At 73.7% G+C, this 25,746-nt stretch carries 15 protein-coding genes; 3 read left to right on the top strand and 12 right to left on the bottom strand.

Going from position 1 to position 25,746, the window contains the following annotated elements; translation table 11 throughout:
* Positions 1–28 precede the first annotated feature (28 nt).
* Positions 29–1,009, top strand: coding sequence for an LLM class F420-dependent oxidoreductase (locus H4W31_RS37465; protein ID WP_192772706.1), 981 nt, complete (start codon positions 29–31; stop codon positions 1,007–1,009).
* A 5-nt stretch (positions 1,010–1,014) separates the two neighbouring features.
* Here the strand turns inward: H4W31_RS37465 and H4W31_RS37460 are convergent, their stop codons facing one another.
* The 10 genes from H4W31_RS37460 to H4W31_RS37415 all read right to left on the bottom strand — a co-directional run bounded on the left by H4W31_RS37460 (position 1,015) and on the right by H4W31_RS37415 (position 17,387).
* Positions 1,015–3,516, bottom strand: coding sequence for a DUF3488 and transglutaminase-like domain-containing protein (locus H4W31_RS37460; RefSeq protein WP_192772705.1), 2,502 nt, complete (start codon positions 3,514–3,516; stop codon positions 1,015–1,017).
* Between the two features lie 41 nt (positions 3,517–3,557).
* A complete protein-coding gene (locus tag H4W31_RS37455; protein ID WP_192770921.1) occupies positions 3,558–4,712 on the bottom strand; it encodes a DUF58 domain-containing protein in 1,155 nt (384 codons plus the stop codon).
* A 10-nt stretch (positions 4,713–4,722) separates the two neighbouring features.
* Entirely contained in the window at positions 4,723–5,718 is a 996-nt protein-coding gene (locus H4W31_RS37450; protein ID WP_192770920.1) for an AAA family ATPase, read from the bottom strand.
* A 30-nt stretch (positions 5,719–5,748) separates the two neighbouring features.
* Positions 5,749–8,367: a fibronectin type III domain-containing protein gene (locus H4W31_RS37445; protein WP_318783767.1), complete on the bottom strand. Its 2,619-nt coding sequence runs from the start codon at positions 8,365–8,367 to the stop codon at positions 5,749–5,751.
* A gap of 275 nt (positions 8,368–8,642) precedes the next feature.
* On the bottom strand, positions 8,643–10,010 hold the full coding sequence (locus tag H4W31_RS37440) for a tetratricopeptide repeat protein (protein WP_192770919.1): 1,368 nt from the start codon (positions 10,008–10,010) through the stop codon (positions 8,643–8,645).
* A 202-nt stretch (positions 10,011–10,212) separates the two neighbouring features.
* A complete protein-coding gene (locus tag H4W31_RS37435; RefSeq protein WP_192770918.1) occupies positions 10,213–10,791 on the bottom strand; it encodes an LURP-one-related/scramblase family protein in 579 nt (192 codons plus the stop codon).
* A 144-nt stretch (positions 10,792–10,935) separates the two neighbouring features.
* A complete protein-coding gene (locus tag H4W31_RS37430; RefSeq protein WP_192770917.1) occupies positions 10,936–11,643 on the bottom strand; it encodes a Crp/Fnr family transcriptional regulator in 708 nt (235 codons plus the stop codon).
* A 101-nt stretch (positions 11,644–11,744) separates the two neighbouring features.
* The gene (locus H4W31_RS37425) at positions 11,745–12,785 is read right to left on the bottom strand and encodes a hypothetical protein (protein WP_192770916.1); all 1,041 of its coding nucleotides are present in this window, start codon (positions 12,783–12,785) and stop codon (positions 11,745–11,747) included.
* Positions 12,782–13,705 carry a hypothetical protein gene (locus tag H4W31_RS37420; protein WP_192770915.1) on the bottom strand — a complete coding sequence of 308 codons (924 nt, stop codon included), beginning with the start codon at positions 13,703–13,705 and terminating at the stop codon, positions 12,782–12,784. Before H4W31_RS37420 ends, H4W31_RS37425 begins: the two co-directional genes overlap by 4 nt.
* 136 nt (positions 13,706–13,841) lie before the next feature.
* Positions 13,842–17,387 carry a hypothetical protein gene (locus H4W31_RS37415; protein WP_192770914.1) on the bottom strand — a complete coding sequence of 1,182 codons (3,546 nt, stop codon included), beginning with the start codon at positions 17,385–17,387 and terminating at the stop codon, positions 13,842–13,844.
* A 333-nt stretch (positions 17,388–17,720) separates the two neighbouring features.
* Between H4W31_RS37415 and H4W31_RS37410 the strand changes: the two genes are divergently transcribed.
* Together H4W31_RS37410 and H4W31_RS37405 are read left to right on the top strand one after the other, a co-directional pair.
* Positions 17,721–19,127, top strand: coding sequence for a hypothetical protein (locus H4W31_RS37410; protein WP_192770913.1), 1,407 nt, complete (start codon positions 17,721–17,723; stop codon positions 19,125–19,127).
* 10 nt (positions 19,128–19,137) lie between these two features.
* The gene (locus H4W31_RS37405; RefSeq protein ID WP_192770912.1) at positions 19,138–21,141 is read left to right on the top strand and encodes a caspase family protein; all 2,004 of its coding nucleotides are present in this window, start codon (positions 19,138–19,140) and stop codon (positions 21,139–21,141) included.
* On the opposite strand, the gene H4W31_RS37400 is transcribed toward H4W31_RS37405, so the two are convergent.
* Both H4W31_RS37400 and H4W31_RS37395 read right to left on the bottom strand, forming a co-directional pair.
* A complete protein-coding gene (locus tag H4W31_RS37400) occupies positions 21,119–25,075 on the bottom strand; it encodes a CHAT domain-containing protein (protein WP_192770911.1) in 3,957 nt (1,318 codons plus the stop codon). The two genes, H4W31_RS37405 and H4W31_RS37400, sit on opposite strands and share 23 nt — an antisense overlap.
* A complete protein-coding gene (locus tag H4W31_RS37395) occupies positions 25,072–25,737 on the bottom strand; it encodes a vWA domain-containing protein (RefSeq protein WP_192770910.1) in 666 nt (221 codons plus the stop codon). The genes H4W31_RS37400 and H4W31_RS37395 overlap by 4 nt, the downstream gene beginning before the upstream one ends.
* Between the last annotated feature and the right edge of the window lie 9 nt (positions 25,738–25,746).

Raw genomic sequence — 25,746 nt, 5'->3', positions numbered from 1 at the left:
CCATCGACCGATGACCACACGCTGGGGGATGACCGTGCCGCTGAGCGGCGTCCCGCTCGCCGGGCACGCCGCGATCTACGCCGCACTCGTGGAAGCCGGGTTCACCGACCTGTGGTCCTCCGAGGTGGCCGGCAGCGACGCGTTCACGCCGTTGGCGCTCGCCGCCGCATGGCAACCGGACGTGCGGCTCGGCACCGCGATCGCGCCGGTCTACACCCGTGGGCCCGGCCTGCTGGCGATGAGCGCGGCGGCCCTGGCCGAAGCCGCGCCGGGACGGTTCTCGCTCGGCATCGGGGCGTCGTCCCCGGTGCTGGTCCAGGACTGGAACGCCGCCCGGTTCGTCGAGCCGTTCCGGCGGACCCGGGACATGCTGCGCTTCCTGCGCGCGGCACTGCGGGGCGAACTGGTCGACGAGGTGTACGACACCTTCACCGTACGGCGGTTCCGGTTGGAGCGGCCGCCGGTCGTACCGCCGCCGATCCTGCTGGCCGCGTTGCGCCCCCGGATGCTGCGGCTGGCCGGTGCCGAGGCGGACGGCACCATCCTCAACTGGCTCGCCGCGCAGGACGTACCGACGGTCCTGACCGAGCTGGGTGAGCGCCGGGCCGGCTTCGAGGTCGCTGCCCGGATCTTCGTCTGCCCCACCGAGGACGTCCAACACGCCCGCGCGGTGGGCCGCCGGCTGATCACCACCTACCTGACCGTGCCGGCGTACGCCGAGTTCCACCGCTGGCTCGGCCGGGAGCCGGTACTCGGTCCGATGTGGCGGGCCTGGTCGGCCGGCGACCGCCGAGGAGCCGGCGAGCTGGTCCCGGACGAGCTGGTCGACGCCCTGGTGGTGCACGGCTCACCGGAGGCCTGCCGGGCCGGGATCGAGCGGTACGCGGCGGCCGGAGTGGACATTCCGGTGCTCGCCCTGCTGCCCACCCCGGAGCTGGCGGCCGGCGGAGCCGCGGCGCTGGCCACGACGATCGCCCAGCTCGGCCCGGCGACCGGAGGAACCAGCTGAGCCGGTCAGCTCCGCCAGCGCAGCGGGCCGGGATGCAGGGACCAGAGCACCCGCCGCCACCACGGCCGGCCTGCACGCAGCTCGTCCGCGTACGTCAGCGCCAGCTCGGCAGCCCGGCGGGCCTCGTCGTCGGTGGCGTTGCCCGGCGCGAACGCGGCCAGGTTCACCAGGACGGCCAGATCGTCGATCGGTGGAACGGCGTGGCGCAGCGCCCCCGGCCGGGCCGGATCCGTCGGGCCGGCCGGTGCCTGCGCCAGGTCCCGAGCATCGCCGGCTGAGCCGACGGGGCCGGCTGGGGCGGTTGGGCCGACGGAGCCGGCTGAGCCGACGGAGCCGACGGAGCCGACGGAGCCGACGGAGCCGACGGAGCCGGCCGAGCCGACGGAGCCGGCCGAGCCGGTTGGGCCGGTCGGAGCCGACGGGTCGGTCGCGCCCCGGAGGCTGGACCGGGCGTGCTCCGCGACCTCGGTCGCCGCCAGGTGGTTCGGCACCGGTCGGCCGGCCAGCCGCAACGCGTCGGTCACCTCCCGCCAGGCACCGTAGATCCGTTGCGCCGGCGAACCGTCGGCGAGCCGGCGGCGCCGCTGGGCCCGCCGCAGGCTGACGACCACCGTTGCCAGCCCGGCCAGCACCAGTAACAGGCCGCCGGTACCGCCACCGACCAGCACCGGTGTGCCCGGGCCGCCGCGCCGGCTCGGGGCGGCGGCCGGGTCGGGCGTACCGCTCGGGGTGGGTTCGGCGGTCGCGCTGGCCTCGTCCGGTGGCGGGGTCGGGTCCTCCGGCTCCGGCTTGAAGTCCTCCTCGACCGGCCGGGGTTTGGTGTTCGGCTTCGGCAGCGGGTTGAACGGCACCCAGCCGAGCCCGTCGAAGAGCACCTCCGGCCAGGCGAGCGCGTCCGCGGCGCGTACCGGTCCGCTGCCGGTGGACGACTGGAAGCCGACCACCACCCGGCTGGGCAGGCCCATCATCCGGGCCAGTACGGCGAACGAGGCGGCGAACTGCTCCGAGGTGCCGCGTTGCCCGCCACCGTTGCTCGGGCCGAAGAGGAAGAAGTTGAGGTTCGGATAGGCGTGCCCGCTCGGTGCGTCCGGGACCACCCGGTAGTGCTCGGCGAGGAAGCTCTCGATCGCCGCGGCCCGCTCGTACGGGGCACCGTTATCCTCGGCGAGCTGGGTGGCGAGCCGCTGGAGTTGCTCGGGCGCACCGGCCTCCACCCGGAGGAACCGGGCGACCGCGTCACCGGACGGCACGTTCGCCGCCGGCAGCAGGTTGTAGTCGGGGCGCTCGCGTACCGAGGTGACCGAGTAGGCCAGCCCGGAGCGCAGCCCGTCGGGTTGGATCATGGTGCCGCTGCTCTGGTCGTACGCCACCCGGGCGCCGGTCACCTCGCGCGGAGTGGGTACGGCGGGCAGCAGCCGTCCGGCCAGCCCGTCGATGGTGATCTGCTGCTCGACCCGTTCCGTCGGAACGTCGGGCAGGGACTCCGCCGCCGGCAGCACCCGCCCGGCGTTGCGGTACGTGGCGCCGACCCGCCAGGTCACCCCGTCGTAGTCGTTCAGCACGGCGAGTCGGATCCGTACCGCGCGGGTCCGTTCCAGCTCCTCGACCGGGTCCTGCCCATCCGGCGCCTCGCCGTCGGCCGGGGAGGGTTCGGCACCGCCGGTCGGGGCTCCGGTAGCCGGACCGGCCGGCACCGGTACACCGGAGGTGATCACGTCGAGCAGCTTCTGCTCCGGACTCAACGCCCAGCCGGAGATCCGGATGAGCGGGTTCTCGTCGAGGCTCTCCACCTGCGGTGGTTGCACGTAACGGCGCGGGTCGACCGGGGTGGTGCCGACCTGGCGGGCCACCAGCGGTGCCAGCAGGGCGGCCAGCCCGATCACCACGGCCAGTCCGGCGGCGGTGCTGGCGAGCAGCCGGAGCCGCATGCTGGCCCGGACCGCCGGGGGAAGCTCGGAACCGGGGCCGGACCCGCCCGGGACCGGCTGGTTCGGCCGCCCGCCCGCGGCGAGCGCCACCGCTCCCGCCGCGGCGAACGCCACCGTAGGCCAGATGGTCGGGTCGGCGTTCGGGCCGACCACGTAGAGCGCCCCGGCGTACAGGCCGGCGGGGGCGACCAGACCGAGCAGCACCCGGCTGGCCCGGATCCCGACCTCGGCGCCGGCCAGCCCGGCCAGCCAGGCGGTGACCAGCGGCACGATCACGGTGTCCGGCATCGGCTCGACCGGAATCAGCGCGGTGAGCAGCCGGGGGATGCCGTTGCGGGCGGCGTCCGTCGCCACCGTGCCGAGCGCGCCCGGCAGGTCGGCCCGCTGCGCGGTGAACCACAGCGCGAACGCCGTGTAACCGAGCAGTGCGCCCACCGAGAGCGGTGCGACCAACCAGGACGGCAGCCGCCGGGCGGCCACACTGACCCCGACGGAGCCGACCGCCGCGCCGAGCACGAGTTGGGTGAGCAGCGGACCGGCGTAGACCCGGCCGAGCACCGTGCCGGCGAGCCCGATCATCGCGATCAGGGCCAAGGGCACCGGCAGCGCCCGCAGCAACCTCACCACCGCCGGACTCCGTCCCACTCGGCGGCGAACTCCGCGCCGTCCGCCGCGTCGATCACGACCAGGCCGGACACGGCGCCCGGGGTCTGCCCGCCGGTCGCGAACACCCCGGCGACCACCGACGGGTACGCCGGCCGCAGCGCCCCGACGTAGCCCAGGTCGGCGCGGGCGCCCGGCCCGGTGAGGAAGACCAGGGTGTCGCCGAGCCGTTCCTGCCGCAGCCGGAGGGTGGCGGTACGCAGCGGATCGCTGTCGTCGCCCCGTCGCCCCGGCACCAGGTCGGCGGCGGCGAGCCGGTCGAGGAACTCTCCGGTCCCGTCGTCGTCGGCGACCAGCAGCAGCGTCACCGGCAGGTCCTCGCGGCGGGCGGCGGCGACCACCGAGGCCGCCGCCTCACAGGCCGACTCGAACGTCTCCGCGATCCCACCGGTCCGGTCAGGATGGGCGCCGGCCCGGTTGTCCAGCAGTACGACGATCCGGGGCAGGCTGGTGTCCAGTTGCTCGCGGACCATCAGCTCGCCCACCTTGGCGCTGCTCCGCCAGTGCACCCGGCGCAGTTCGTCGCCGACGACGTACTCCCGGAGCGAGTCGAAGGTGATCGAGCCGTGCGGCACCTTGTCGTGCCGGCCGTCCAGGCTCCGGGACACTCCGGCGGGCACGGCGGACAACAGGTGGATCCGGGGGTGCACCCAGACCTGCGCGGTTCCGCCGTGTGACCGGGCGACGGTGATGAGCCCGAGGGCGTCCCGGCCGGTGACCCGGAGCGGGCCGACGGCGATCACCCCGCGCCGGTGGGTGGGTACCGGATAGCTGACCGTCGTGTCCCGGCCGGGGCGCAGCCGGAGCAGTGGCACCGGCACCGGACGGGTGCCGCAGCGGTCCTCGGCGATCAGGTTCGCCGACCGCAGACGGGCGCTGTTCCGCACGGTGAGGGTCATGGTGGCCGGCTCGCCCCGGCCCACCCTGTCCGGATCGGCCACCCGGGACACGTCGAGCCGGGGCCGCCAGGCGGCGTTGCCGGCGGCGCAGGCCACCGCGATCGCGGCGGTGGCGCCGAGCAGGGCGAGTTCGGGGTAGCCGAAGCCGAAGCCGGCGGCCAGGAGCAGGGCGGCGGCGGCGAGAAGACCGATGCCGCGGGCAGTGATGATCATGGTGTCGGGGTCAGGTGCCCGCGGCGGCGAGCTGCCCCGAGGGGAGCGGCACCGGTACCGACGCGACCGCCTCGTGCAGCACCTCGGCTGCGGTGACACCGCGCACCTGGGCGTCGGGGGAGAGCAGGATCCGGTGCGCGAAGACCGGCTCGGCCAGGATCTTGAGATCCTCCGGCATGATCCAACCGCGCCCGTCGATCAGGGCGTACGAACAGGCCGCCCGGGTCAGGGCGATCACGCCCCGGGGGCTGACCCCGACCCGGACCTGGGAGTGGTTGCGGGTCGCCGCGGCCAGCCGGACGGCGTACGCGTAGAGCGGGTCGGCGATGTGCACCCGCTGGGCCATCCGGACCATCTCGCCGACCGTGGCGGTGTCGGTGACCGCCTCCAGCGCCTCCGGTGACCGGACGGTGGCCCCGCGCAGCACCTCGATCTCGACCAGCTCGTCGGGGTACCCGATGGAGAGTTTCACCAGGAACCGGTCGAGCTGCGCCTCGGGAAGCCGGTACGTCCCGTCCATCTCGACCGGGTTCTGGGTGGCGACCACCAGGAACGGCCGGGGTACGGGGTGCCGGACCCCGTCGACGGTGACGTTCCGTTCCTCCATCACCTCCAGCAGCGAGGACTGGGTCTTCGGCGAGGCCCGGTTGATCTCGTCCGCGATGACGATGTTGGCGAACACCGGCCCGGGATGGAACTCGAAGGCCCGGGTCGCCTGGTTGAAGATGGTCACCCCGGAGACGTCGGAGGGCAACAGGTCCGGGGTGAACTGGATGCGCCGCCACTGTCCGTGCACGGTGGCCGCGATCGCCCGGGCCAGGGTCGTCTTGCCGACCCCGGGCACGTCCTCCAGCAGGACGTGCCCCTGGGCGAAGAGCGCGGTCAGCGCCAGCCGGACCACGTGCGGCTTACCCAGCACCACCGAGTTGATGTTGTCGGCGATCCGGGCGGCCAGGCTGGCGAAGCCCTGCACATGGTGCGGGGTAAGCGGCTCGTGGTTGTTCACGGCTGTGGTGCTCCTTGCGAGGTGGTGCGATCAGCAGGTCGGCAGGACGTTGATGTTGTCGCCGCCTTCGAGGTTGAGCCAGGCCCAGGGGATGTAGTTCTGCCCCTCGTACTCCACCCGGACCCACCAGGTGCTCCGCTTGTTGCTGTTGTAGATGTACGCGTCGACGTCTTCGCCGGACGCCTTGCAGAACGCCTTCAACCGGCGGCCGTTCGGCACCCAGCCGACCTGCCGGTTGTTGTCCTGCCGGGTCACCGAGAAGATCTCGTTGCCGTTGCGACCGGCCCGGTCGTTGTCACAGTACGTCGCGGTGTCACCGTTCTGGCCGTTGCGGCAGGTGGCGATGCCGTAGACGGGCTGGGTCGCCCTGCTGGCGGGAGCGGTGTCGCTGCCGGCCGCGTTGGTCACGGTCACCGTGAGGTCGTACGTCGTGCCCGGGGCCAGCCCGGTGACCCTGATGCTGGAACAGCCGCCGTTCACCTTGGCGCGGCCCGCCGGGGTGACCGAACACGCCGGGTCTCCACCGCCCGCGTTCACGGTGAAGTCGACCGTGACCGAGGTGGCGTCCGACGACCCGCCGGTGACCGTCACCGTGGGCAGCGCGACCGTGGTCGCCGTGTCGGTGGCGGCGGCTCCGGGACCGGCCTCGTTGACGGCCTGTACCCGGACGTTGACGGTCGCGCCGTTGCCCAGACCGTCCACGGTGGCCCGGGTGTCGGTCACCTCGCTCCTCTTGCCGCCCGCCTCGACCACGTACTTGGTGATCGGCCGGCCGTTGTCGGCGGGCGGGCTCCAGGTCATCGAGATGGTGCCCTTGGACCCGCCGACGGTCTGCGCCTTCAGGTTGACCGGTGCACCCGGGGTGGCGAACGGCACCACGCTGTTGCTGACCGGTGACGCCGCCGAGCCGGCACCCTTCTCGTTGATCGAGATCACGGTGAAGGCGTACTGGTTGCCGTAGTCGAGTTCTCCGGCCGGGATCACCAGCTCGGTCTTGGTCGACTCGCCGGCCGGGGCGTTCGCGCCGGCCGAGATCGCGGTCACCGCGTACTTGTTGATTTTGTAGCCCTGTCCGTTGGCCGCCGGCCACTTGACCAGCACCGTGCCGTCCGGCCGCTCCTGCGCGGTGATACTGGCCGGCGGGTCGGGCACCTCGGAGGTCGGTACCACCGGGTTGCTGTTCCGGGTCGGGCCGGCGCCCTTGCCGTTCACCGCGTGCACGGCGAACCGGTAGGTCTCGCCGTTGGTCAGGCCGGTCACCTCCACCGAGCGCTGGTTCGCACCCACCTCGAAGGTCCGGCCGGCGCCCTGCACCACGTACCGGGTGATCGCCGAGCCGTTCGGGGCGGCCGCGCGCCAGCTCACCCGCGCCTGGGCGTTTCCGGCCGAGGCGGTCACGGACTTCGGTGCACTCGGCTTGCTGATCCTCGGCTTCGGTGGTGGCGGCGGGGCCGGCGGGTCCGGCGGCGGGTCGCCACCCAGGATGTTGTCCGCGTACTTGTCGACCTCGCGGACGTGGTGCTGGTCGTCGATGACCCGGGCGGTGGCGGAGTTCGGGGCGTTGATGAACAGGTGGTTCTCCCGGACCTCCAGCTCCAGCGGACCGTTGGCGCCCTTGATCTCGATCTTTTCGATCAACTTCCCGGCCTCGTCGAACGAGTAGACCGTGCCGGTGTCCTCGTCCGCGCAGTAGAACCGGCCGGCCCAGGAGACGGCCGGGCTGAGCTGGGTCCCCGCCCCGGGCACCTTGAACTGCTGTCCGATCGTGCCCTTCTCGGAGACGACGACGTTCCGGTCGTCGAGCACGGTCACCGGCACCTGTGGACCGGTGGTGCGCTCCGGCAGCGAGCCGGGCCCGGTGAGCGGGAGCTTGACCGGAAGCGGCTTTTCGTCGCCGCGCAGCGTGGTCAGCGTGCCGGTGGTCCGGTCGAGCACCGCGACGCCGTCGTCCAGCGTGGAGATGGTCAGGTCGTGGCTGGGGTCGGCGACCGCCTCGCTGCGGATCTGCTTCGGGCTTACCCCGCCGCCCGTGCCCCCGCCGTCGGCGGAGCCGGCCGCGCCGACATCGGCGGCGGTGATGGCGGAGACCGTCCCCTCGCTGGGCACCGCGATCCAGAGTCGACCCTTGCCGTCGAAGGCGCCGCCGGTGATGCCCGGCGGATAGTTGATCTGCTCGCCGACCGGGGTGAGCGCGCGCGGGTCGAGCTGCCGGACGATTCCCTGCACCGCGTCGACCACGAACGCCGAGTCCTCGTGCAGCGCCACGTTGACGCCGATCCCGGCCGTGGTCCTGGTGGTCGCGATGATCTGTAGCGTCGCCAGGTCGAGCGAGCTGACCTGGCCGGTGTTCAGGTCGCGCAGGACCAGCAGGCGGTCTGTCTGGACGACCTGCATCCGGTGGCTGCGACCCTGCGGAATCTGCACCCGGGTGTCGACCTTGCCGGTGACCCCGTTGACCCGGGCCATCTCGCTCTTGGCCATGCTCCACAGCCAGGAACTCGCGTCGTAGCTGGCCACCGCGTTGTCCGCCGCGCCCAGCCCGAGAACGGTCAGACCCATCGCGGCGGCCAGCGCCGCCACGGTCGCGATGGTGACCAGGCCGCCGCGAAGGCGGGACCGGCGACGAGCCGGGGGCGTGCCGGGCGCCACCCCGACGGAATTCTCTCCGCCGATTCCGTCACTACCTGTGAAGCCGTTGTCTGTGGTGACCACAGCCGGCCGCCCTCCCCACGCCTTGGCGGTCGTGTCCACCGCCGTCGTCAGCGAATCTCCCCGAAACCGGGTGCCATCATATGGCCAGCCCTTTGTACGCGGGTACCCGGAACATGACGCTGTGGACGGACGCGCGGCGAATTGTGGATAACCTTGGGCTTCCACGGCCGTCCCCGCAGGTCAACAGGGCTGCAATCGGTGTTGAATTGTGATCAGCGAGGAGTTGCCCCCGCGCCACCCCGGTTTGTGCAGACCAGGTCCGAGGGGGCGTATTCGTTCGTGGAATAGACCGCCAGCACGGTGAAGCAGTAATCGAGCCGGGGATTCAACGCGTTGACCTTGAACGTGGTCTCACCCGCGACGGGCGAGCCCATCGCCTTGGTCTCCTGGTTGGCCCGGGCACCGGCGACGACGAACGGCACCGTGCCGCCGCTCGGGTCGGTCCAGCTGATGGTGATCGCCGCACCCTCGTCGAGCAGTTTCACGTTCGTCGGCTTCTCGCCGGCGATGACCGGCTCCCCACGGTTGTCGCCCTGGTCGGCGGTGTTGGCCGGCGGGTCCCGGTCGGCGACCACGGCGAACACCACCACGATCGCGGCGATCACCGCGGCGGCCGCGGCGACCGCCGCCGCCACCGTCGCGCCCCGGCCCCGGGCGGGCTCGGCCGGCGCTGGCGCCGGGACCGGCGTCGGGGTGGGGGTCGTGGCGATCACCGGGTACGGCTCCGGCTGCCCCACCGACCGCGAGGAGTACGGCGGGTACGTCGACGCCACGTGCTCGGCCTGCGGCGGCGCGTACGACGAGGACGGCTGGCCGGCAGAGATCGACGGGTACGTGGAGGTGGGCTCGTCGATCGCCGAGTAGGCCGGCCCGCTGGTCGGGGTCGGGGCCCACTCCTCGCCGACCCCGGTGCTCGCCGGGTACAGCCCACCGGGCTGCGGCTGGAACGGCCCGGGTGCCGACGACACCGGTGCCGCCGCATGCGGCCCCGAGACGGGTGCGTGTGGCCCCGAGACGGGTGCGTGCGGCGCTGAGACGGGTGCGTGTGGCCCCGAGACGGGTGCGTGTGGCGCTGAGACGGGTGCGTGTGGCGCCGAGACCGGTATCGGGGGAGGCCCGGGTGGCTGCTGGGCCGCGCCGCCGCCGTTCGACGGTGCGTCGCCGAGATAGTTCCGGGCCGCCCGGACCTGCCAGTTGTCGTCGCCGAGCACCCCGGGGCCCAGGCTGGCCACCCGGCCGAAGTTGCGGCGGGCCTCGTGCCGGTTGCCCAGTTCCTCGGCCACGGTGCCCAACTCGAAGGTCAGGGCGAGCATCAGCGGATCCGCGTCACCGAAGCGGTGCTGGCCGTCGATCAGCGCCTCTTCGAGAATGCGGCGGGCCGCCGCCGGATCGTCGGCCTCCCGGTGCCACTGGGCCAGCAGGTGCGCCGTGGCCAGCACGTCGGGATGGTCCTTACCGTACGCCGGCCGGGCCGCTTCGAGCGCCTGTGCGAGCAGCCGCCGGGCGGCCGGGTCGTCGCCGCCGTCGCGAAGCGCCCGGGCGCGACCCTGTACGGCGGCGAGTTGTGGAGGCTGGGACACGCCCGTCATGCTGCCCCCTCGACGGGGTGGCGCGCCAGCCGGGTCCCGAACGTTGTCGTACGGCGGTGGTCGATGCCGGCGGCACCGGACCTCCGGCGTCGCACGGCGGCGTCGGCGGACGTGCCGGAGCCAGGGACCGCCCGGTACCGGGTCGTCAGCGCTGGTGGGCGCGTGTCCGACGTGGGCACGCGCCCGGTCCGGCTCAGCGGCTCTGCAGGGCGTCCAGGCCCACCGCCATCGCGATGACCAGACGGCGGTCGAGCTGCGGCTGGTGGATCTCGATGACGTACCGGTCGCGCAGGCCCCACTTCTTGATGACCGAGAACGCCGGCTGCCCGCCGATGGTGTAGTCGAAGTGGTACGGCAGCCAGGAGAGCGAGTCGACGAAACGGCGGAGCAGCGCGACCGGGAGGCTCCGCTCCTGCCCGGTGGCCCGCCCGAGACCGGGCTGCTCGACGTGCCAGGTGGAGCGGAGCAGGGACGCCTTGAAGTCCTTCCGGAACAGGCCGATCGGGTTGCCAGCCGCGTCCGTCACGTCGTACGTCGCGCCGAGGTCCATCACCTGGCGGGCCTTGAAGCCGAGCACCGGCTGCTGCTTGGTGTCGTCCGTGTAGAGCGTCACCTGTTCCTTGAAGGCCATCCGCTTCTGCTGGGCGAAGGCGAGCATCTCGCCCTCGGAGCCGTCCGGTGTGACCGCGTGCACCTGGTACTGGTTGACCATCAACCGGACCCGCTGCCGGACGTGGAACTGCCGCTGGGTCTGAAGCATGTCGAGCTGCATTGGGGGTTCCTTTTTCATGTGGGGAGTGCCCGCCGTGATCGGCCGGGGCGACCTCGAAATTTCGCGCCATGGCGCAGCCTCGGAGTCTTGCACAGCGGTTCCAGTTTTGGTTCCCCGTCGCCACCAGTGGGAACTCCGGGGGACTCAGCCGACCGCCGCGCCCTCGCCGACTTCTCGGAGCAGGTCGAGGTCCAGGACCAGCAACCGCCGGTACCCGGTGTGCACCAGGTTGCGTCGGCGCAGGGCGCGCAGCGCCTTCTGCAGGGTCACGTCGGCCACCCCGACCATCGACGCCAGCTCCGGTTGACTGAGCGCGACGCCGAGCAGGATGCCCCGGTCGACCCGCTGCCCGCAGGTCGTGGCGATCTCGGTGAGGATCCGGGCCACCCGGACGTCGGCCGGGTACGCGGTGAAGTCGGCCCGGCGTTGGTTGGCCCAGCGGAGCCGTTCGCCCATGATGGCGCCCATGTGCAGGGCGGCTTCCGGATGCCGGCTGAGGAAGCGTTCGAAACCGGTCCGGGAGACGACGCTGGACCGGACCCGGCCGCAGGTGACGACGGTGGCGGTGCGTGGCCCCCCGGTCATCGCGGCGGTCTCGCCGAGGATGTCGCCCGGCATCCGGATGGCCAGCAGCGTCTCGGAGCCCTGCACCCCGGTGGTGACCTTGACGAAGCCGCGGTGCAGGAGTTCGACGTGGCTGTCGTCGGCACCCTCGCGGATCAGCCGGCGGCCCGCCGGGAACTCCCGGGACACCCCGAGGGTCAGCAGTTCGTCGCGGTCGGCGGGGGACAACCGGTGCAGGAAGCTGCCGGGTGCGAGGACTTCGGTTCGCGGCTGCGTGGCACCGGCCATGTCCGCCCCAACAGTTCGACGCAGGAAGACGCAGGGAGCAGTACGGGCCGGATACTACCCGACCGGTACTCCGTCACCCAGCGTACGCAACCGCCCTTCGGTCAGCCGGTCCGGTGCGCCGACGCGGACAGGGTCTGGACGAGTCGTTCGGCCTCGACGAGGCGATGTCCGGCGGGTGGGTACCGCAGCCGCCGTTCCCGCACCGCCGCCCGGGCGGTACGCAGGGCGGCGACGGCGTCCCGGTGCGCCTGTGCCTGGGCGAGCACCAGCAGCGGCCGGCCGAGGTCGAGGTCGGAATACCGCCGGGCCAGTACGCTGGCGAGCCGCGCCTCGCGTTCGGCCGCCCGATCCCGGCCGAGCACGGTCAGCACCTCGGCGCGGACGAGTTGGGCCCGTAGCGCGCTCCGGCCGTGCCGCCCGTGCCGCTGCCAGTCGTACCGGAGGATCGTGTCGGCCTCGCGCAGCGCCGGTTCGGCCTGGCTGAGATCGGGGTCGTCGGGCGTCAGCCGCAGCCCGGCACAGCGGATGTCGCCGAGCAGCAGCCGCGCCTGCCAGGTCGACTCGTGCCCGCTGCCGTACCCGGCGCCCCGGCGGCTGATCTCCCCGTCGACCAGCCGGTACGCCTCGGCGAGATCCGTGCCGGGTTCGTGCTTCTTCAACTGCGGGTCGAAGCTGCCGTACCGGGCCCGGTCGAGCAGTGCGACGGCGTACCCGGTGGCGGCGACGCCGAGTTGGTGCGGGCCGACCGGCTGGGTGGCGCGCAGCTCGACCTCGTCCCGGCGCAGCTGCACCACCAGGTCGAGGTCGCCGGGTTCGCCGCGTCGGCGCAGCCAGCGGATGTACTGGTCGCGTACGGCGAGCACGGTCGGATGGTGCTCCGCAAGCGTGCTTCCGGCGCGCTCGCGCAGGTCGAGCCAGGCGGCGAGGGAGTCGGACACCGGCCGGTCCGGGCTCAGCGCGTGCTCCAGCGCGCATTCCACCAGCAGGCTGGTCTCGTGGGACTCGCCGAGCAGCTGCGCCGCGTCCCGGTGCAGCACGGCGAGCTGCGTCGGATCGCCGCCCTGACCCAGGACGGTGTGCAGCCGGGCGTGCAACCGGGCCGCGCTCTTCCCGGCGGGCGCGGCGCCGGCTCCGGTGCTCATCGCGCCCGCCGCCCGGCGCCGGGGCGGTCAGCATCCAGCCGCCGGAGATCCGTGCCGGACTCCTCGGCCGGCTCCTCGGCCAGCAGTTCCGCCGCGTCCCGGACCAGCGCCGTGGCCAGCTCACGCATCGTGCCGGCCTGCTCCGGCCGCAGGGTACGCAGCTCCTCGCGAAGTCCGTAGATCTGCTCCGCCAGGCCGACGAGCAGGGTGTCGGGCACGGCCGTCCGGGTCGGTGCGGTGCCGAGGTCGTCGCGTACCGAGGCCAGCACCCCGCCGGGGACCTCGCCGAGCGGGCCGGCGGCGGCGCGCAGTGCACCGGTCAGGGTGCCGAATGCGCGGTTCGGACTGATCCGGCCGCGTCGGATCAGCACGAGGTCCTCGACCGCGCAGACCGGTGGCGCGTACCCGACCGCCTGGGCCAGGCCCGGATTCCGGATCGCCCACTCGGTCAGCACGCACACCAGTGACTCGGCCGCCGCCGGGTCGGAGTCGGGCTGGAGCTGGTCGAGCCAACCCTGCCGGTACGGCCAGTACGACCAGACCTTCGTCTCGTCGACGAGCTGGTCCACGGCGGCGGTCCGCAGGTAGCAGAGCGCGAGTTGGGTCGCCGTCGACGTACCGGTGCCGAGCATCTCCTCGACCAGGGTGTGCTTGGCCTTGCGGCCGGCGACGTCGTAGAAGGTGCTCCGGCTGCCCCGGGGCCGGACCGCCGCGACGACGTCCCGCCAGGTGAAGCGGCCCGGGGTGGGTTCGGCGAACAGCTCGGCGACGGCCTGGTAGTACCACGTTCTGGTGCGCCAGTGGGCCCGCTCGTCGCTGTCGGGGCCGGCTAGCCTCCGACGCCACCGGGCACTGGCCGTGTCGAGCAGTCCATAGGGTACCGGTGGTCCGTACGGTGTCGCCGCTGACGACGGATGCATCCGACTCTCCTCTCGGCTGGGCCGAGCGTCGCAGGGTGCGGAGGGGCAGATGACGTACTAATAAGGGGTCTGCCCGTCGGGTGTCGGACGGCAGCGGCGCGACGGCGACGGCGCGCGCGGATGTCCGCAGGGCCGGCTACCGGCCCTGGTAGCGGAAGCGGGCCCAGTCGCCGATCCCGACCGCCTCGATCGGCTCGGGCAGCGCCGACGCCAGCTGCGGGGGCACCTTCCGGTCCGGGTCGAGCAACCACCGGTACGCCGCGTGCAGCGCGTCCACAGGCGACATCCGCCGATCGGTCAGGAAGTGGTGGAACATCGGCGGCAACGCCCGATGCCCCGGTGGTCCGCCGAGCCACCCCGATCCGGCGACGCCGGTCGCGCCGGCCGCGATCAGGGCGGTGGCCGGGGTGAACGCGATGTCGTATTCCGCACCGAGCAGGTCGGTGCTGTCCAGGCAGAGCGTGACCAGGCCGCCGGTGCCCTCGCTGGCCGGGCGTCGGGGCAGCCGGCCCATCGGCAGCGTCGTCGTCGGCTCACCGGGCCGAGGTCCGGCCAGCTCCCACCAGGGGCCGGCCGGCGGTGCGGTGAGGACCCCGCGGCAGTGCAGTTGGAGCATCGAGACGCCGGTACCGGTCCGGGCGCCCCGGGACAGCGTCTCGACGACACTGTCGGCGGTACCCGGCCGGTCCTGCGGGTCGCCGGTCCGGCCGAGACCGGTCGAGCGTGGATACAGCACCCGGCGCAGCGCCAGGACCGCGTACGCCGTCGCGCCGTCGTCACCCAGGGGATTGACCAGGAAGACCGGGTTCTCCGTCACCGGTGGCGGTTCGCGTCCGGCGGCGCCGACCAGTTGTCCCGCCGAGGCGGCGTAGGCGATGGTCAGCACCGAGCTGGCGTACCGGTGCTCCCCGGTCGGCCCGGCGGTGCGGGCGGCATGCCACGGAACCCGGCCGAGGGTGCCGTGCGGTACCAGGACCAATTTCGCCGGGCCGTCCCGCTCGGCGGGCTGCGGCATGGCGTCCAGCAGTGGCCCGACGGCGGCGGGCCAGGCCCAGTCGCAAACCTCGGCCAGGTGACGGTCGCCGTCGCCGCCGGCCAGATGGTGGGCGACCGGGCCGTCCGGTGCGGCCGTCAGGCCGGGCGCGGCCAGCATCCCGACCCGGCCGGCCGCGCTGATCCAGACCAGCCGGCCGGGCCGGTCGGGCGCCGCCGGCAGCAGGTAACCCAGCAGGTCCGCGTCGACCGCACGCAACGCGGCGGCGGTCTGCGCCACCGTCGGTGTCCGCAGCACCGGGGTGCCGAGGGCCTCCCGGACCCGCCGGTAGAGCGCGGTGGGCGGCGACAGGTCGAACAGTTCGCGCAGCGTGGCCGGCACCAGCGGACCGACCTCGGTCTGCCGCCACTCGCGGCCGAGATCGGGCTGTCCGGCGTCGTGCAACCGGTCCGGTACGTCGGCGACCGTGGTCGCGCCCAGCACCGTGAGGACGCGGGAGAGCTCGGCCGCCTCGGCCGCCCCGTCCGGCCAGCCGTCGGCGGCGCACCAGTGCGCGACGGTCAGCCCGAACGTCGCCGCGGACCGGGCCAGCGCCAGCCGCCGGTCGACGCCGGACTCCATCGGCACCGCCGCGCCGGCCGAGCGCAGTGCGGCCAGTCCGGTCCGGGCAGCCTGCTCGTGGCCGCCGGCACCGGCGTCGGCCCGCCGCCGGTATGCCGTGGCCAGGTCGCGCAGCACCGGATGGGCGAGGTAGGTGGGGCGGGCGACGGACCGGTCGCGGGCCTGCGCCAGATGGCGGACGGCGAGGTCGAGCCCGGTGCCGGTCTCCGCCGGGCCGGCGTCACGCGCGCAGGCCCGGACCAGGTGGGCGGCGCCGAGCGCGGCGAGCAGCACGGTGCGGTCGATCGGGATCCGACCGCCGGCGTCGAGACTCGCGCGCAGCAGGTCGACGGCGCGGGCCGCCGCGTCCGACGCACCGGCCCGGGCGGCCGGCAGCGCCGCGAGCCCGGCCAGCGCCGTGAGCCCGGGACGGCCGGTGTGGTACTCCGGCACGGCCCGCGCGGCGGTGGCCAGCACGTCGGCACCCCGGGCCAGGTCGTCGGTGCCGCCGAGGACCAGGTGGGCCAGGGCGAGACCGCTGGCGAGCCGCCCGTGCCACGGGTACGTCTCGGGCACCGCACCGAGCGCGTCCCGGAGGGCGGCGGTCGCGGTGCCGAGGCCGCTCCGGTCGCCGGCGTGGACGGCCCGGGCGATCTGACCGAGGCAGTGCAGTCCGCGTACCACCGCGAGCCGTTCCGCGTCCCGGCCTGCCGTTCCCCGATGCGCGTCGAGGATCCGGCCGGCCAGCTCGACGAGCTGCCGGGCGTCGACCCGGTCGGTCGCGGGTCCACCCAGGACGTACCGGTCGTCGAGCAGCACGCCGAGCAGCCCCAGGGCGCCCGGGGCCAGCGGGTGGCCGGGCGCCAGCAGCATCACGGACTCCCGGAGGTGACCGGCGGCGCTGCGCAGGTCGTCGGGCTGCCCGGCCCAGTACCCGCGCATCGTCAGGGCCAGTGCGGCCAACAGATGGTGCCGACCCCGGATGCCGGGCGCCTCGGCGGACTCCCCGACCACGGCGTTGGCCAGTTCGACCACCCGGTCGGCCGGGGCCGCCGGCCGGTAGGCCAGGGCCGCCAGCGTGGCGTCGACGAGCAGCAGGGCGGTAGCGTCCGGCAGCCCGCCGTCGGTGTCCAGTTCCAGCAGCCGGGCCATCCGGGACGTGTCGCCGGCACCGGGCTCACCACCCTCGCCGGTGAGCCGGGCGAGCTCCTGGACCAGGGCGGGAAGCATCATCCGTACGCCGGACCGCTCCTCGATGAGCCGTCGCATCGCGTTGCCGAGCGAGTCGGACCCACCCGGCCCACCGAAGCCCTGCGCGAACATCCCGGCCCGCATGGCGGTGATCTCGTCGTGCCCCGGCGAACCCGGTGGGGCGGCCCGCATGGCCTGGTTGACGGTCTGCATCATGCCGGCGAGATCGAAGCTCCCACCGGGTCCACCCAGGCCCCAGATGGTGCGGAGCATGGTGATCTGGGTCATCAGGGCCCCCGCCACCTGACCGAGTTGCGGCACCACCGAGGGGGTGTCGATCATCTGCTGGACCAGTGTGGCGGCGAGGTCGAGGTCCTGCCGTCGCCGCGCCGACACCTCGCCCTGGGCCATTGCGGAGACCATGCCGACGACCGTGGCGATGTCGAGCGAGCCGCTCTTGAACAGCTCCTGGTGCTCGGGGGTCGCCCGCAGCAGCAACAGGGACGCGCACATGTACCGGCCCATCTCGACGTCGGCGGCGGACAGGTCCGGATGGGCCAGTGACTCCGTGAAGAGGTCGATCGCGCCGTCCCGGTCGGCCGCCGAGCCGAGGTTGGTGATGTACCTGATGCCCATCAGCCGGGCGAGGATGGCGGCGATCCCGGGACGCCAGGGATCGCGTTCGGAGAGCAGCCCGTGCGCCTCCCGCAACGCCGCCACGGCGGCGACCAGGTCGTCGGCGGCGCTCGGCAGGCCACGCTGGATGTCGCGTCCGTACCGGTCCGAATGCGCCCGCCCCAGTTCGATCAGCGGTCCGATCCGGCCGGTGCCGGTCACGTTCGCCAAGGTGCTCCGCAGCAGTCGGATCCGTTCGTCGGGATCGGAAGTATTGATCATCGGCTTCCCTCTGCGAATTCGTCACCGGTGGGCGGCACCGGAATCGGCTGATGGTCGGAGAAAGGCGGGGCGCCGGAACTGGGGCGAATTTGGTATACCGCACCCGGTGCGGCGGACACAACGCGCTGAAGGTGCATGAGATATCGGCTGGGTGCGTTCTATCCACCGACCGAATTCTTCGGAACCGATCCGATCTCTGGACTTACTCATCCGTGCTGCCGCCCGGGGTGGCCATTCGATTGTTGAAGGTCGGGCGCCGACGGTGCCAGGCTTCTCCGTGCAGCGCCGACGCCAATTTCCCGGACCCCGTCACGGAAGTGAGGAAGCGGTGCCATGGCCCCTCCCCAGGTGGAGACGACGGACCTTGACCGACCCGCGATCCGGCCGACGGACCTGCTCGCCTCGGTCACGCTGTATCCGCCGGACGGCCGGGGCGGGACCGGGTCGGGGGCGGACCCGACGGCAACGGTCCGCTGTGGACGTCCGCTGAGTTATCCGGTACCCGCCGGTGATCTGCCCGCCCCACTGCGCCGACGGGTCGGTACGACCGGGGAGCGGTACTTCGGGGTGCTCTTCGCGTTCGACCTCGCCGCACTGCCGGTCGGGCACCGCTACACGACCGCGCGCCTGCAGGTGGGGCTGGCCGATCCCCGGATCCTCGCGATCCGGCTCGACATGGACGCGGACACCCTCGGCCTGGGATACGGGCCACGGGGGATGTTCGCGGCCTCGGACACCGCCGCCCGGACCATCGGCGCGGGTGCCGGCCGGCCGGACTGGCTGGGCCGGCTGCTGCCCCGGTCGGGGGAGGCCCGGCCCTGGCCCACCGGCACCCAGAGCCACCGCTTCGGCTGGGTGTACTACGACCCGGACGGGAACCGCCCGGTGCCGCGCAATCTCGTCCTGCACGCCCTGCTCGCGGCCCCCGCCGAGGCGGCCACGCTGGCCGGCACCATCACGGTGCACGTCGACGTCGCGCGGTCGCTGCGCGGGCGGCGCCATCCGATCCCGGGTGACCTGCGGGACGCCGTACCGTTCGTCGAGCCGCTGCCCCCGGCCGAGCCAGAGCCGGCCGAGCCGGAGTCGGCGGAGTCCGGCACCGGGACCCCTGCCCCCGGACGGGCCTCCCTCGGCGCCCCGCCGTGGGAGGCGGGCGGCGGCCGGCCCACGGCAGCGGCGGTACGACTCTGCGTCGCCGCCGACGTCGAGGGGTACAGCCGGCACGGCAACGCCTCGGCGGCGCGGATCCAGCACCACCTCGTCCGGATGCTGGCCGTCGCCCGCAGTGCCGCCGGCCTCGACGAGTCGGCCGTGGACGTACAGCCGCAGGGCGACGGGCAGTTCGCCATCCTGCCGGCCGGGATCGACGAGTCCGTGGTCATCCCGGAGTTCCTGACCGGACTGGGACACGCCCTGGCCCAGGCCAACTCCGAACTCGGCGACGACCGGGTACGGCTGCGGGTGGCGCTGCACCGGGGCCTGGTCGAACCGGCCCCGAACGGCTGGGTCGGCACCTCGGCGATCGCGGTCCACCGGCTGCTCGACTCGCCACCCGTACGCGCCGCGCTGCGCGCACACACCGGGGGCGGATTCGTGGTGGTGGTCCCCGACTTCCTCTATCAGGACGTCATCCTGCCCGGCCAGATGGCGGCGGATGACTATACGGACGTCACCGTCGAACTGCCGGAGAAGAATTTCGTCGCCCGGAGTTGGCTGCGCGTCTGCGCCGTACCCCACTGAGAGGGTGGCCATGCCCGTCCTGTACGCACTGCTGGTCGGCATCGACAAATACCGCGACGTGGCGACACCATTGGCCGGATGTCGGAATGACGTCTTCGCGGTGGCGGAATTCCTGCGGCACCGGATCGATCCGGGGATCACGCCGGTGATCAGTCAGTTGTGCGACGAAAAGGCGACCCGGGCGGCGGTGATCGACGAATTCCGCTCGCATCTCGGCAGGGCGGGCAAGGGCGACACGGCGCTGTTCTGGTTCAGCGGGCACGGCTCGTACGCCCCGGTGTGGCGCTCGGCGTGGCACCTGGAGTCGCGTGGCGAGTTGCAGACCGTGCTCTGTGTGGACAGCCGGCACGGCGACGTACCCGACCTGTACGACAAGGAGATCGCGGTCCTCACCGACGAGGTCGCCGCCGCCGGCGCGCACGTACTGCTGGTGCTGGACTCCTGCCACTCCGGCGGCGCGAACCGGTTCGGGCTGGCGACCCGTTCGGTACCCCGGCTCAACGAGCCACCGGCGATGGACCTGCTGCTGCCGGAGGTGGTGACCCGGACGGCCGACGGCACCGTGGGCGTCTACGCCGGCCGGGAGGACCATGTCGCGCTGGCCGCCTGCCGGCACGACGAGCAGGCCGTCGAGCTGCTGCACTACGGCGAGCCCCGAGGGGTGTTCACGGCGGCACTGCTGACCGCGGCCGGTCGGCTCGGCCCCGGAGCGACGTACCGGGAACTGCTCACGGCGGCCCGGTGCGAGGTGGAGAACCAGGTGGCCCACCAGGTGCCGCAGTTGTTTCCGGTCAACGGAACGCTGGCCGACCAACCGTTCCTGGGCGGCCAGGTCCGGGCCGGCGGGGCGAGCATGACCATGCGGTTCGTTAGGGACGGTTGGGAGATGGACGCCGGCGTCTGCCACGGACTGCCCAGCGTCGACCCGGAGGGCGCGCTCCGGGTCGCCGCGCACGGGATGGTGCCGGTCCGCGAGGCGCGGGTCACCGAGGTACTGACCGAACGAAGCATCGTCGCGCCGATCGGCTGGCGACCCCATCCGGAACGCCAGTACCCGGTCGTGGTCAGCTCGGTGCCGCTGCCGCGTACCACGGTGGCCGTCGGTGGCGGCCCGGACGACGATCCGGGGCTCGCGGACCGGCTGGCCGCCGCACTGGCCGTCGCCGGACCGGCCGGCGGGCCGTCGCCGCACCTGCGGGTCGTCGATCCCGCCGGGTCCGAGGCGGCACCGCAACTGCGGGTGGCGACCCCCGCCCCGGGCCGGATCCGGGTGCTCAGCACCGACGGGACGGCGCTGACCGGCGACATCGGCGCAGCCGACGGCGACCCGGTCGGGCCCGTGGTCCGGGCGCTGGAACACGTCGCGCGCTGGCGCCAGGTGCGGGGGCTCAGCAACCCGCGCTCCGGGCTGGCCGGCGGGGTGAGCGTGGAACTGGTGCCCACCCGCCCCGGCGACGCGGTGGTGCCGCTGCACCGGCCGGGTCTGCGCGCGGACGCGGACGGCGCGGTCCGGCTGCGGTACCGGTACGTGGCGGGCCGCCCGGTTCCGCCGAGGGCCTTCGTCCGGATCCACAACGGCACCGACCGGCCGCTGTACTGCGCGCTGCTCGACCTGACCGAGCGGTACCGGGTGCACACCGACCTGTTCGCCGGGGACGTGGTCGCGGCGGGCGGCACCGCCGCCGCCTCGGCCGGACGGCCGATCTGGTTCGCCCTGCCGCACGGTCAGCCGCCGATGCCCGGCGCCCGGACCCGGGACTGGCTGAAACTGCTGGTCGCCGAGGAGGCGTTCAACGCGCGTCCGTTCGAGATGCCGCAACTGGACGCGCCGTGGCCGCCCGGGTCCCGCGCCCCGATCGGCCTGCTGGGCATCGTCGACCGGCTCGGCCACCGGATGATGTACCGGGACGCGGTCCCGGACGCGCCCGCCGCGTACGACTGGACGACCGTCACCCTTCCGGTGCTGACCGAGGTGCCGGGTCCGGCGGACGTCACCACTGACCGAGGTGGTTGAACCCGGCCCAACCGCCGAGGTCGTCCGGATCGATCGCGGCCAACCGGCTCCGAAGTGTCGCCGGCATTCCGGCCGGTACCCCGCGGTCCGGGTCGAGCATCCACAACTGGGCCAACCGGAGCGCCTGGGCGGGACCCATCCGATCCACGGCCAGATAGTGGTGCAGCATGTACATCAGCAGCGAGGTGGCCTCGTCGGGCACCGGCCACAGCGAGCCGACCACCGATCGCGCACCGGCCATCAGGAAGACCGTGGCCAGCGAGTACGCCTCGTCGTAGGCCCGCCCGGGTACCGCGCTGGAACACGCCGCCAGCACCACCGCGGCGAGCTGGAATCCGCCCTCGGACCGGCGTGCCGTCTCGCTGATCCGCTCGGCGGTCAACGGTGTCGGCCCCGCCGAACCGGCCAGCACCAGGTACGACCGCTCCGGTCCGTCCGGCACCACCACGCCGTGACAGGCGAGGTGGAGTACGCCGCGATCGGCGGTCAACGACGACTCCAGCCAGCTCAGCAGCTCCGCCGGGCTGGCCGGCCCGGTCGCCGTACCGCTGCCCGGCCGGCCGAGGTAGGGGGCGGCGGGATGGAAGGTGCTCCGGATGGCGCTCGCCTCCGCCTCGGCGTGCACGAGATCGCCGGTGGGGTCGCCGACGATCAGGCTGTCCGCGCCGGTCCGTACCGGCTCGCGGCGGATGGTGCCGCAGAACATCCGGGCCGAGGCCGCGTAGCTGAGTACGGCGTCGGAGATGACGTACCGGCCGCCGGGGGCTCGGGCGGCGTGCCAGGGGACCAGCCCGAACGGGCCCATCGGCACCAGCACCAGCCGGTACGGCCGGGAGAACTCCCGCCGGGCGCAGTACTGGAGGATCTGTTCCATGGCGGCGTACCAGGCCCAGTCGGAGAGCCGGCGCAACGCCTGGTACGCCTCGGGATCGGCCGCCGCGCCGTCGGATGGATCGGGCGGCACCGCGTCCCGGGCCCCGGCCGCCACCCGCCGGCCGGCCAGCCGGGTGGCAAGGTAGCCGTCCAGGGCGCTGAACCGGGCGGCGAGCATCGGCAGGGCCACGATCTCCGGTTCGCCGTTGGCCGGCACCAGTACGGCGATCGGCGGCCGCTCGCTCGTCGCCGGCACCAGGTAGACGAGTGCGTCGGCGCCGGCCGAGCGCAGCGCGTCGGTGATCTCCGCCGGTTCGGGCGGGTCGAGCAGCTCGATCCGGCCACCGATCCGGAGCGACCGCTCGTGCGCGAACAGTGTCCGCATCACCTGCTGGCGCAGTCCGGCCGGGATCGGCCCGGACGCGCGGCTGCCCGAGCGCCACCGGTCGGCCAGCTCCGGCTGCCCCGCCGCGAGCAGCAACGCCGGCAGGTCCCGACTGTGCGACGCCGCCTGTAGAACGAGCCCTCGGCAGGCGTCCAGGGCCCGGACGGCCTGCGCCGGTTCGTTGTCCGAGACACACCAGTCGAAGACCTCGGTCGCGTCGTCCAGCACGTCGCGGCTGGCCAGGGCCGCCTCGGCGGTACCGGACTGCACCAGCGTCCGCCAGGCGTACCCGCGCAGCGCCTGTAGTCCGGCTTCCCGGCTGCGCGCCCGGTCGTCGTGGGTCCGGTCGTCCCGGGCCCGGTACGCGCGACTGAGCCACGACATCTCGGCCGACCAGAGCTGGTGGGTCGGGTCGACGACGTACGGCCGGACCAGTTCGAGTTCCTCGACCGCCCGATCGGCGTCGGCGAAGGTGCGCCACGCCTCGAGCCGCATCATGTACACCCCGGCCAGCATGATCCGCAGGGTGATCGCCGGCAGCTCGTGCACCGGCATCTGGTCGATCCGCTGCCGCAACTGGGCGATCTGCCGTTCGAGCCCCGGCTGGTCGTAGCCGGCCACCGCCGCGCCGGCCCGGGCCAGCATGGCGTAGACGTCCAGGTCGGCCAGGCTGGCGGCGCCGCTCCGCCCGGCCATCGTGCCCAGCTGCTCGGCGACCTGCTCCAGCACCGCCGGGTCGGGCCGGTCGGTGGAGAACGCCCGCTGCCACAGGTCCGCCATCGTCAGCAGGGGGGTCAGCGCCGTGCGCCGGGGATCCTGCTCCGGCAGCTGGGCCAGCTCGGCCCGGAGTTCCGCCAGGGCCGAGTCCACCTCGACCCGGTCGCGGTGCTGCAATCCGTGCGCGACCCGGACCGCGGCGTCCTGGAGGTGCAGCAGCGACCGCTGCTGCTCGGTCAGGTCGGGCCGGGCCGCGATGTCGGCGTGCTCCGCGATCGCCCGGGTGGTGCCGCCAAGGTCGTCGGTCAACTGCGCACCCACCTGCCTCATCGTGGCGATCGCGATGTCGAGGTCGGTGCCGCTTGGGCTGTCCGCGGCGAGCCGTCGGGCCTTCGCCATCGCGGCCAGGCCATCGTCCAGCGGTGCGGTGTCGCCCTGGCGCGCGCGGAGCACGCCGAGCATCCCCTCGAAGGCGAGCAGGCGCTGCTGCCAGCCGGCGTCGTCCGGATACGCGGTACGCGCCGACTCGACCAGTTCGTCGGACCGGGGATGGGGGAGCAGATCGTGCTGTCGGGTGTGCCGGGCCATCAGCGTGGTGACCAGCATGGCGGCGAAGCGGGCCCGCTCCGGTGCCCTGGCGGGCAGCTTCGACCAGGCGTCGATCGCCTGATCGAGCAGGCCCCGCAGCTGTTCCGGGGGTGGCTCGGTGCCCGGCGGGGGGAGCGGCGGAAGGACCGGTTCGGCCGGTACGTCCGTCGACCCGGCGCCGGCCTGTTCCTGCCGGACGCGGTCGTACTCCTGCCACATCCCGGCGTACGCCTGGTCCAGCGTCGCCCCGTCGGTCGGTCGGTGGGGTACCCCGCGTACCGTCCGCTCGGCGACGAGCATGGCCCGGATCGCCAGCAGTGTCTCGCGCTCCCCACTGCTGCCGTCCTGCGCCTCCACCGCCTCGGTCAGCTCCGGCTCGGCCGCGACGAGATCGTCGAGCTGCCCGCTGCCGCGGTACCGCGCCCAGCTCAACAGCGCGCGGGCGGCCAGGATCCCGGGGCGGGCCGGATCGTCGGCGCCGCACCGGTCCAGGGCGATCCGTACCCAGCGCTGGCCGGCGGTGAGGTCCGACGCGGCCGCCGTACGGTCGGTCGGTTCGTCGTCGGTCAGCAGCGCGGCCCGGTCGTGGTACATCCGGGCCAGGCCGCTGAGCGTCGCGGGGTCCGGTCCGTCCTGCGGGTCGGCGGTGGCCAGCCGGTCGAGGTGTCCGATCGCCGCGTCCAGGTCGTCCCGCTGCCGGTCTGCGATCCAGCGCCGGGCCCGGGCCATCCCGGCGGTGAACATCGCGCCGTACCACCAGCCCGACTCCGCCTCCGGGTCGCCGGTCGGGTCCTGCCGGAGCGCCAGTTCCGCCTCGGCGGCCGCCCGATGAAGGTCGTCCGGGTCGGCGGCGAGCCCGTGCCGCTCCAGCAGCGCCTCGGCCAGCCTGTGCCGGGCCGGTCCGACGGCACCCGGTACCGTCGCCCCGGCCCCGGCCACCTCGGCGGCAAGCCGGATCACCTGGTCCAGCGCGGCCGGATCGGCGTCCGCCAGGTAGCGCTCGGTCCAGCCGCCGCCGAGCCACCAGGCCAGGTCGACACCGAGTTCGGAGTCGGTGGGCAGCCCGGCCCGGGCCTGCTGGAGCGACTCCATCGCGGTTCGCAGGGCGGCGGCGGTGTCGTCCGGTTCGACGTCCGGCCGGTCGTCGAGGAGCAGGTACCGCTGCCAGGACAGCCGGGCCAGCTCGTAGGTGCGCTCGGCCCGGTACTGCGCCAGCAGGCTGTTCCGGTAGTCCGGATCGGTGTCGAACGTGGTCAGTTCGTCGCGTACCTCGGCGATGCCCTCGGTCACCTCGCGGAGTTCCTGGTCCGGTCCGGCCTCCGGTCCGAGACGGTCGGCCCCGGCGTCGTCGCCGCCCCGCAGGTCCGTCACGGCTTTCCGCCCCGACGCCCGGCGGCCAGGCCCGGCCCGATCAGGCTCCGCGCCATCGAGGCGATGCCCTGTTCCATCTCCGCCGCGTCGCGCAGCACCGTGCCGCCGCCCTCCGCCTCCGGCGCCTCGGTCGCGATCAGGTTCAGTTGGGCGGCGGCGTGCTCGCCGAGACCACGGACGATGATCCGGATGCCGAGCGCGGCCGCCTCCCGGGCCACCGTGACGGCGGGCCGGGCCGGTCCGATGTCGCCGTCGCCGAAGATCGCCAGGACCCGGTCACCGCCGAGCTGACCCAGCTCCCTGATGCCCAGCCGCAGGGTCGGGATGATGTTGTTGCCGCCGGTGATCGGCGCCCGCCGCAGGGCCTTGCGCACCGCGTCCTCGCCCCGGGACAGCGGCACGAACTGCTGCACCTGGTGGTTCCAGAGCACCAGGCCGACCCGGTAGTGGTGGCGCACCGCGTCGGTGACGAAACGCTCGGCGCCGGCCACCGCGTGCGCGAGCCGGGTACGGCCCCGTTCCCGGTACGCCATCGAACCGCTGACGTCGATGCAGAGGATGACCTTGCCCAGGTGCGGTTCCTGGAGCGCGTTCAGGTGCCGGCCGGGTCGGTACTGGGTCAGCCCGACGCCGGTGTAGCTGCGCCTGATCCAGTCTGCCATTGGGGTACC

The sequence above is a fragment of the Plantactinospora soyae genome (genome assembly GCF_014874095.1).
Taxonomy (GTDB): Bacteria; Actinomycetota; Actinomycetes; order Mycobacteriales; family Micromonosporaceae; genus Plantactinospora; species Plantactinospora soyae.
Note: the sequence above shows the minus strand (reverse complement) of the source record. Positions and strands in the feature narration are given on the sequence as shown.

Coding starts and splice junctions, on each gene's coding strand:
- H4W31_RS37465 (WP_192772706.1), top strand. CDS start 29: ATGACCGTGCCGCTGAGCGGCGTCCCGCTCGCCGGGCACGCCGCGATC.
- H4W31_RS37460 (WP_192772705.1), bottom strand. CDS start 3,516: ATGATCGGGCTCGCCGGCACGGTGCTCGGCCGGGTCTACGCCGGTCCG.
- H4W31_RS37455 (WP_192770921.1), bottom strand. CDS start 4,712: ATGATCATCACTGCCCGCGGCATCGGTCTTCTCGCCGCCGCCGCCCTG.
- H4W31_RS37435 (WP_192770918.1), bottom strand. CDS start 10,791: ATGCAGCTCGACATGCTTCAGACCCAGCGGCAGTTCCACGTCCGGCAG.
- H4W31_RS37430 (WP_192770917.1), bottom strand. CDS start 11,643: ATGGCCGGTGCCACGCAGCCGCGAACCGAAGTCCTCGCACCCGGCAGC.
- H4W31_RS37425 (WP_192770916.1), bottom strand. CDS start 12,785: ATGAGCACCGGAGCCGGCGCCGCGCCCGCCGGGAAGAGCGCGGCCCGG.
- H4W31_RS37420 (WP_192770915.1), bottom strand. CDS start 13,705: ATGCATCCGTCGTCAGCGGCGACACCGTACGGACCACCGGTACCCTAT.
- H4W31_RS37415 (WP_192770914.1), bottom strand. CDS start 17,387: ATGATCAATACTTCCGATCCCGACGAACGGATCCGACTGCTGCGGAGC.
- H4W31_RS37410 (WP_192770913.1), top strand. CDS start 17,721: ATGGCCCCTCCCCAGGTGGAGACGACGGACCTTGACCGACCCGCGATC.
- H4W31_RS37405 (WP_192770912.1), top strand. CDS start 19,138: ATGCCCGTCCTGTACGCACTGCTGGTCGGCATCGACAAATACCGCGAC.
- H4W31_RS37395 (WP_192770910.1), bottom strand. CDS start 25,737: ATGGCAGACTGGATCAGGCGCAGCTACACCGGCGTCGGGCTGACCCAG.